This is a genomic window from Kutzneria buriramensis, from assembly GCF_003387475.1.
Classification (GTDB): Bacteria; Actinomycetota; Actinomycetes; order Mycobacteriales; family Pseudonocardiaceae; genus Kutzneria; species Kutzneria buriramensis.
Window position 1 is genome coordinate 44,219 of the sequence record NZ_QUNO01000037.1, and the last position, 8,121, is coordinate 52,339.

8 protein-coding genes are annotated in these 8,121 nt (G+C 69.7%); 5 read left to right on the forward strand and 3 right to left on the reverse strand.

All coding sequences use genetic code 11. From position 1 onward, the window contains the following. Window positions 1-12: 12 nt before the first annotated feature. Entirely contained in the window at window positions 13-1,503 is a 1,491-nt protein-coding gene (locus BCF44_RS53015; RefSeq protein WP_170218253.1) for an FAD/NAD(P)-binding protein, read from the reverse strand. 232 nt (window positions 1,504-1,735) lie between these two features. Here BCF44_RS53015 and BCF44_RS53020 point away from each other — a divergent pair, with 232 nt between their 5' ends. Next, window positions 1,736-2,509, forward strand: coding sequence for an AraC family transcriptional regulator (locus BCF44_RS53020; RefSeq protein ID WP_116182215.1), 774 nt, complete (start codon window positions 1,736-1,738; stop codon window positions 2,507-2,509). 69 nt (window positions 2,510-2,578) lie between these two features. Then, window positions 2,579-3,751: an MFS transporter gene (locus tag BCF44_RS53025; protein ID WP_170218254.1), complete on the forward strand. Its 1,173-nt coding sequence runs from the start codon at window positions 2,579-2,581 to the stop codon at window positions 3,749-3,751. A 66-nt stretch (window positions 3,752-3,817) separates the two neighbouring features. On the opposite strand, the gene BCF44_RS53030 is transcribed toward BCF44_RS53025, so the two are convergent. Continuing rightward, window positions 3,818-4,825, reverse strand: coding sequence for a ParB/RepB/Spo0J family partition protein (locus BCF44_RS53030; protein WP_246016317.1), 1,008 nt, complete (start codon window positions 4,823-4,825; stop codon window positions 3,818-3,820). A gap of 370 nt (window positions 4,826-5,195) precedes the next feature. Between BCF44_RS53030 and BCF44_RS53035 the strand changes: the two genes are divergently transcribed. Together BCF44_RS53035 and BCF44_RS53040 are read left to right on the forward strand one after the other, a co-directional pair. Continuing rightward, a complete protein-coding gene (locus BCF44_RS53035) occupies window positions 5,196-5,630 on the forward strand; it encodes a helix-turn-helix domain-containing protein (protein WP_116182217.1) in 435 nt (144 codons plus the stop codon). Next, window positions 5,627-6,121 (forward strand): ImmA/IrrE family metallo-endopeptidase, encoded by a 495-nt coding sequence (locus BCF44_RS53040; protein WP_116182218.1) that lies wholly within the window; start codon window positions 5,627-5,629, stop codon window positions 6,119-6,121. The genes BCF44_RS53035 and BCF44_RS53040 overlap by 4 nt, the downstream gene beginning before the upstream one ends. Here BCF44_RS53040 and BCF44_RS53045 read toward each other — a convergent pair whose 3' ends face one another. After that, window positions 6,122-7,114: an o-succinylbenzoate synthase gene (locus tag BCF44_RS53045; protein WP_281283275.1), complete on the reverse strand. Its 993-nt coding sequence runs from the start codon at window positions 7,112-7,114 to the stop codon at window positions 6,122-6,124. It abuts the gene before it with no gap. Window positions 7,115-7,371: 257 nt separating this feature from the next. Between BCF44_RS53045 and BCF44_RS58380 the strand changes: the two genes are divergently transcribed. After that, entirely contained in the window at window positions 7,372-8,043 is a 672-nt protein-coding gene (locus BCF44_RS58380; protein ID WP_116182219.1) for a helix-turn-helix domain-containing protein, read from the forward strand. The last annotated feature ends 78 nt before the right edge of the window (window positions 8,044-8,121 follow it).

Here is an 8,121-nt window from a genome sequence, read left to right on the forward strand (position 1 = left end):
TGCGGTTGGTGGTCAGGCCGACAGCGCGGGCACGCGCTTGGTCATCGCCGCGGCCAGCTGTCCAGTCAGCGCGCGGGCGTTAACCAAGTTGGTCTCCACGGAGTTGGTGTAGAAGTGCACGCCCCTGGTCAGCGGGCCGACGAAGAACACCCGAGCGGCCAGCCCGCCGGCGGCGTCACGGACCCGCAGGGTGGCGAAGTCCACGTCCACGCCGCCGAGCGGGTGCGCCCGCAGCCTTCCGGCGTGGGTCATGGCCCTGACCAGCGGCGAGTCCACCAGCCAGGGGTTGAATCCGGTCCCGGTCGCGTTGACGAGGTGATCGACGGTGGTCGTCCCCACGCGGTCGCCGACCTGGTGCGCGATGTCGAAGCCGCCGTCCGCGTTCGGCGCCACAGACCGGACGCGTGGACGCACGCGGAGTTGACCCCGCTCGGCAAGGTCCGCGATCCGCCGGGCGTTGACCAGCGGGATCGGATGCCGCCAGCCACTCCAGCCGGAATGCAGCCGACGCAGGAACGCGGTCTTCGCCGCGTCGGTCATGTGGTGCCACACCAACGGAGTCAGCTCCGAGGTGCTGTCGAGCACGTCGTACCAGCCGGCACGACCGTGCACGGCATCGTCGATGTCGCTACGCAGCAACGCAATCGGGTCGCCCTGGCGGGGCCCGGTGGCTCGACGCCAGTCCACGAGGGACCCGAGTTCGGACCGCAGCAGCCCGGCCACCTCGGCCAGACCGAGCTTGCGGCCGGCGTCGTCGGTCAGCCGCAGCAGGTTCTCCTCGGTGACGTGCCGGAGCCGGTGCGGCCGCAACACCGCTGGCTGCACCCGGGGCAAGCCTCGGCTGCGGGTGAAACACGTGACCGGGCCCTCGTGCCCGGACGAGCGCAGCGACAGCAGCACGTCCACCGCGGTCAGGCTGGAGCCCAGCACACCGACCCGCGCGCCCACGGGTGGCATCGCGGCGCCAGCACGCCATGGATCGTGCACGTACCGGGGATGCGGACGTAGTTCCTGGTATGTGGTCGGTGGCAGATCACCGACACAGAGCACAGCGTAGTCGTATGGCGGCAACGGCGCCGTCGCGACCAGCCGGACTTCGTTGTCGTCGAAATAGCAGTCGCGCACCTCGCACCGCACGACCTCGGTAGAGATGCCAGCGGCGTCAGCTCGTGACATCGCTTCCGACAACCTGGCTCGTAGATATTCACCGAACCGGTGCCGTGGGATGTATGCGGCCGCGTCTCGCTTCCCGCCGAGCCAATCGACGAAATCGTTCGGCCGGTCCGGAAAGACGCTCATCGTGCCGGCCTGCATGTTGAGCAGGTGGTCATCGCTCTGCGTGCCGTACGCCACCCCCGCCCCGACCTGGGAGGACCGCTCGACCAGATGAATCTCGGTGCCGGCGCCGACGCCGGCGGTGAGCAGGTGGTCGACCAGGTGGACATAGGTGAGGACGCCGGTCGCGCCCATCCCGACCACCGCGACGCGTGTGACAGGTCCCACCCTCGACATGTTTCTTCTCCCCCAAGCCAAGCGAGCGCTCAACGAAACCCGCACAATTAACCAGCGGCCTGAACAATGACGGAAATTTCTACGGAACCGACCGTACTGCCAGGCCGGAGACGTGCGCAACCGACGGCATTCGACCCGACAAAGCACCGAAACAGCCGTGGAATACCATGACAATAATGCGCGTAGCTGCGCGTGAGTGCCGCGGACTGTCGGGAGGGGGACAATGTTCGACAAGAGCGAGAATCGGGACGATTACCAGCACACCCCGGGCCCGATCGCGGCGATGGCCCGTGACCTGGCCGACGCACACTTCATCGAGCCGCACCGGCACCGGCGGGCCCAACTGGTGTACGGCACCAGCGGTTCGCTGATGGTCGGCACGCCGCACGGCACCTGGGTGGTGCCGGCGCACCGGGCGGTATGGGTGCCCGGCGGCGTCGAGCACTCGGTGCGGGTGGCCGGCGTGGTCACCATGCGCACCCTCTACCTGGACCCGAACCACTGCCGCGAACTGCCCGACCACTGCACGGTGATCTCGGTGAGCCCGCTGCTGCGCGAGCTGATCGAGGCCGCCACCCGCATCCCCGTCGACTACGACCCGGACAGCCGTGACGGCCGGGTGATGGCGCTGCTACGGGACGAACTGCGGCCGGCGGCCATCCCGGCGCTGCAACTGCCGATGCCAGCCGACCCCGAACTGGCCGGCATCTGCGCGGAGATCCTGCGCTGCCCGCACGAGGATCGCTCCCTCCAGGACTGGGCCGACAGCCGCTATCTGAGCCGCCGCACGCTGGCCCGCAGATTTCGCGCCGTCACTGGTTACAGCCTGGGCCAGTGGCGGCAGCAGGCCCGTCTGCTGGCAGCGGTACGGATGCTGGCCGCGGGGCGGCCGGTGGCGCTGATCGCCGTCGAACTCGGCTACGACAGCCCGAGCGCCTTCAGCGCCATGTTCCGGCGCGAACTGGGCGTGTCGCCGAGCAAGTACTTCGTCGACTGACCCGATCTCGACGGGGCCCGGCCCGTGCGGCATGGCCGGTCCCGGTCTGTCGCCGTAAATTCAGGCCACGTGCTCACTCGTCGTCTGACCGCGGTGCTGGCCGCCACGTGCGCCGTCACCTCGTCCAACATCTACCTGATCCAGCCAGTGCTCGGGCAGGTCGCCGCCGATCTCCGGATCGGCGAGGGCGCGGCCGGCATCATGCCGACCGCCACCCAACTCGGCTACGCCGGCGGCATCCTGCTCCTAGTGCCGCTCGGCGACATCCGCAACCGCCGGCCGCTGATCCTGGCCATGATGGCCGCCACCACGCTCGCGCTGGCCGCCGCCGCGCTCGCGCCGTCGATGGGCTGGCTGGCCGCGGCCGGCTTCGCGATCGGCCTGCTCACCCCGATCCCGCAGATCGTGCTGCCGCTCGGGGTCGCGCTGGCCGGCGGAGAACGCAGTGGTCACGTGGTCGGCATACTGCAAGGCGGCCTGCTGGTCGGGTTGCTCGCCTCGCGGGCGTACGCCGGCGCGGTCGGCCAGATCATCGGCTGGCGGGCGGTGTACTGGTGCTCGGTGGCGATGATGGTCATCGTCGGTGTGATGCTGCTGCGGATGTTGCCGAGCGCGCCGCCGCGGGCGCGCATCGGCTATCCGGCGTTGCTCCGCACGTTGCCGAAGCTGTTGCTGGGCAACAAGACCGTGCTCGGCGTGTGCGCGGCGAGCGTGGTCGTCGGCGTCGCGTTCGGCGCGTTCTGGAACACGCTCTCGTTCGTGCTGCTGCACGAGTTCGGCCTCGGCCCGGCGGTGGTCGGCCTGTTCGGGCTGGTCGCCGCGGCCAGCGCGCTGACATCGCCGATGGCCGGTCGGTTCACCGACCGGTTCGGGCCCCGCCTGGGCCAGCTCACGCTGCTCATCCTGGTCCTGCTGGGCTGGACAGCGCTGGCCGTCGGCCCGCACTGGATCGGCTGGTTCGTGATCGGCACCGTGCTGCTGGACATCGGCGTGTGGGGCAACCAGGTGGTGAACCAGGCGGTGCTGTTCGGACTGGACGCCGCCCACCACAACCGGTTGAACACCCTGTACTTCTTCACCCGGTTCCTCGGCATTGCCGCCGGTTCCGCATTCGGCGCGCAGCTGTGGGAAGACGGCGGCTGGACCGCGGTCTCCGCGCTCGGACTGCTCGCCGCCGCCGTCGCTCTGCCGGCCGCCATCCTGGTGGCCCCGCGCCGTGAGCCGGCGCCGGCACCGCGGTGAGGATCTGCCCACTCCCAGACGACAGATCCTCACCTCTGACCGAATGTCACGCACTGGCCCGGAATGTCACGCACTGGCCCGGAGTCGCCGCTCCAGGAGGCTCGCGAACTCCTGCCAATCGGCGGCGTAGTCCCGGGCCAGCTCCAGGACCGCGCTCGCGCAGTGCGGCGGCACCGTGTCCACCAACCGCTCCCGGCTCTCCACGCCCGCTTTGTTCACTTCCAGCAGCCGCAACAGGAACCGGCCGGCCTCAGTGAACCGCAGCGACGGATCCCGCCGCAGGTTCTGCAACGTCGACGTCCGCTCGCCGGTCGGCTTGCGCCCGTTCACCTCGACCGCGCCGCGGTTCTCCAGGCTCCGTTGCCGGGGCGGCAGGACATCCTCGCCCCGACGCACCCGGTCCCGCACGTCCCGCGCCGTGCCAACCGAGATGCCGGCGACCTTGGCGATCTCCCGCAGCGACGCCTCCGGATTGACCGCGATCAGTTCGCCAGCCAGCTTCCGACCGCTGGCGCCGTTGACCGGCCGGGACCGACCGTCACGGCCGACCCGGGCGTGCAACTGCGCACTCTGCGCGGTTGCACGCCGCCGGATGCCCGCGACGGTGTTCGGCGCAAGGCCCGTGCTGCGGGCGATCGCGCGGTCCGACCACTGCGGGCGAGCGGCGATGATACGGGCGGCCGCCGCCGTCCGGTCAGCGAGCGAGAGCGGCAGTCCGTGCGCGATGTTGGATTCGACAGCGAGGACAAAGGCATCCTCGTCGTCACCGTCGTAGAAGCAGACGCCGATCTCCCGCTCACCGCGCAGCATCGCCGCCCTCAGCCGGTGCGCGCCGTCGATCACGCGCATCGTGCCGCGCTGCACGAAGATCGGCGGCAGATCGGCCTGCGACTCGGCCAGCACACGGGCGTGCTCCTCGCTCTCGCCGTCGAGCCGGGGCGAGTCCGGCGGCAGCAGCGCGCCGACCGGAACGAGGACCACATCGGTCCGATCGAGGTACGCCGCCGCGCGTAGGCGATGGTCATCCGGCTCCGCGGCGTCGGCCGCGGAGACCGTGCTGTCAAACCGATTCACTCGATATCCCCCATTGGCCGGGCGCGGGCGCGACTGCGGCGCCCCGTCCGTCGTCTTCGATCACACCGGAACTGGTGGGCCGCGGCTGTGGCGACGGCACGCGTACCGCGGCGCGCCCCTGACTGCGGCCGTCGTCTCGTGCCGGTTTGCGCAGTTCGGCCAGCCGTCGTGCCGGCCCGGACGCCGTCGACTCGGCTGCGGCCGTGCCGGCCGCCGCCCCCAGTGTCGACTGGTCCTCCACCGTCCGTCACGCTCGACCAACAGTTGAGCCCACACCACCAGGACTACCCAATCGATCACTACAAGTCAACCAGATAGGCACCGAGGGCGATCCTTCTCGACTGTCAGTCCACTCCGCTAATCTCGACGCATGACCGACCCCGGAGACCCAGTGCTGGCCACACGACTGGACTCGCTGTTCCGGTTCAGCATGCCGGGCAACCGCCACTGGACCAACGACGAAGTCGCCGAGGCCATCAAGCAGACGGACCCCGAGCTCCGTGTGAGCGGGTCGTACCTGTCGGCCCTGCGCAAGGGCCGGCGGACACGACCGTCGCCGGAGCTGCAGGCCGCGCTGGCCAAGTTCTTCGGCGTGTCGCCCGCGTACTTCGTCGACGCCGAATACGCCGAGCAGGTCGACTGCCAGCTGGCCCTGCTGGACCAACTTCGGCAGGCCGGCGTGCAGGGCATCGCGCTCCGGGCGATCGGTCTGCCGCAGGACAGCCTGGAGGCGATCACCGCCGTGCTGGACCAGATCCGCCGCCAGCGCGGGCTGCCACCCGTCGACGACGAGAACGACCAATGAACCTGCGGCAGCGCCGGACACTCCGGCGACTACACAGGCGGTGCTCCGCGCGGCTGGCCGGGCTGGCGCTGGGGGACCTCCACCGGATCCGCGCCCAGCTCTCCCAGCGCCGGGGACGGCCCATCCATCTGCTCCCAGCCACGCTCGGCGCTACCGCGCCCTCCGGCTGCTGGCTCGCCGTCGGCGAGGCGGACTTCATCGTGTACGACGCGAACACCTCCACGCCGCACCAGGAACACATCATCGCCCACGAGCTCGGCCACATGATCTGCGGCCACCGCGGCGTGCTCGACGACACCAGCATCGACACCCTATTTCCCGGCTTGGACCCGCGGCTGGTGCGGGAGGTGTTGCACCGCACCGGTTACACCGACGACCAGGAGCAGGAGGCCGAGATCCTGGCCACGCTGATGCTGCACCGGCTGCCCGGCCACGACCCCGTCCCCGAGCACACCCCCGTGACCAGGCGAATCCGGGACTCGCTGGCGTAGTCAGGCTTCGTCGAGCACAGCTCGGACGCGGGAAACGCGGTCCCGCCACCAGGACAGCCGTTCCGGGTCGGTCATCGCGTAGCGGTCAAGTAGCTCCGGGTTCGGCGTCGGCGCCTTGACCGGCGCCGGGAGGTGGCCGTCGACCACCCGGAACGACTCGTCCGCGGCCACGACGTCACCCGTCAACAGCGACAGAGTGCCCAGGCCGCAGGCAAAATCCAGCTCCGGCAGTGCGGCGGCCAGCGCCAGCTGCGCGGCCAGACCGACGCTGGTCTCCAGGGCCGAGGAGACCACCACCGGCAGGCCCGCCGCCTCCGCGACCCGCATCGCGCGCCGGACACCGCCCAGTGGGGTGCACTTGATCACCGCGACGTCGGCCGCGCCGGCCACCGCCACCTTGAGCGGATCCTCGGCCCGGCGGATCGACTCGTCGGCCGCGATCCGCACGTCCACCTTGCGCCGCACCGCCGCCAGCTCCGCGATCGTCCGGCATGGCTGCTCCACGTACTCCAGGCCGCCGGCCGCCCGTTCCAACTGTTGGATATGCCGGATCGCAGTGTCCACGTCCCATACCGCGTTCGCGTCGACTCGCACCTTGCCGTTCGGGCCCAGCGCGTCGCGGGCCGCCTCCAGCCGGGCCATGTCCTCGCCCAGCGAGTCCGGATGGTCGGCAACCTTCACCTTCGCCGTGCCGCAGCCCGAGTTGGCCACGATCTCGTGCGCCTGTTCCGGCCCGACCGCCGGCACCGTGCAGTTGATCGGGATCCGGTCCCGCACCGGCGCCGGCCAGCCGAGAGTGCATTGCTCCACCGCGGTACCCAGCCAAGTCGCGGCCACGGCGTCGTCGTAGTCGTCGAACGGGCAAAACTCCCCCCACCCGTTCGGGCCCCGCAGCAATGCCCCCTCCCGGGTCGTGATGCCCCGGAACCGGGTCGTCATCGGGATCGAGTAGAACCTCGCGTCGTCGAAGGCAATGGCGTCACTGTCGGTCACGTTTCCCCACCCTAGCGTGTTTCCAACGCTTCTTTGCGAGTGTCACTCACCACAGCACGCCGGGGCGCGTCACCTCAACCCCGGGTGAGCAGAGCGACCAAATCATCGTGGATACTCGGTGCCGCGATCAGAAAGCCCTCCCCGAACAAGTCGGCCGGGACATCAGCGGGCACGGGCACCTGTGGGCTTCCAGAAGTCGGTTCACGCGTCCGACCTGGGGCAACGGACACGTGCCGGGCAGGGCATGATCGCCATCCGTGGTGCTGCGTCTGCTCTATCTGATCTTCCTGAGGCTGGTGGGCCTGCTGGTGTTGCTCGGTCGCTCGTCGGCGTCGAAGGACGTCGAGTTGCTGGTGCTTCGCCACGAGGTCACCGTGCTGCGCAGAGGCAACCCGAAACCTCGCCTCGACTGGGCCGACCGGGCCGTGGTCGCCGCGTTGGTCCGCCTGCTGCCCACGGGGCTACGGCTGCACAGGTTGGTCACCCCCGCAACGATCCTGCGCTGGCACCGACGCCTGGTCGCCGCGAAATGGACCTACCCACATCGGGTCGGCCGTCCGACCGTCGATAAGGCGATTACCAGGCTGATCGAACGGATGGCCACCGAGAACCACAAGTGGGGCTACAAGAGGATCCAGGGCGAGCTGCTCAAACTTGGACACCGGGTCGGTTCCTCGACGATCCGGCGAATCCCGAAGCAGGCGCGCATACCTCCCGCACCGGACCGGTGTACCGATACGACCTGGCCGCAGTTCCTGCGCACGCAGGCCTCGACGATGCTGGCGTGCGACTTCTTCCACGTCGACCGCGCGGTCACCCTCCAGCGGATCTGCGTGTTGTTCGTGTTGGAGGTCGGCAGCCGCTACGTCCACGTTCTCGGCACGACCTGTGGGGCTCGAAAACTCGTTGTCACAGCTCAGGATGCGTAGCGGTACTCGTTGATGACTCCCCCAAAGACCCGGGTCCGTAGGAGCCTGGGGGCCTTCAAACCGGGTTCGGCAAGGGGT

Coding starts and splice junctions, on each gene's coding strand:
- BCF44_RS53020 (WP_116182215.1), top strand. CDS start 1,736: ATGTTCGACAAGAGCGAGAATCGGGACGATTACCAGCACACCCCGGGC.
- BCF44_RS53035 (WP_116182217.1), top strand. CDS start 5,196: ATGACCGACCCCGGAGACCCAGTGCTGGCCACACGACTGGACTCGCTG.
- BCF44_RS53040 (WP_116182218.1), top strand. CDS start 5,627: ATGAACCTGCGGCAGCGCCGGACACTCCGGCGACTACACAGGCGGTGC.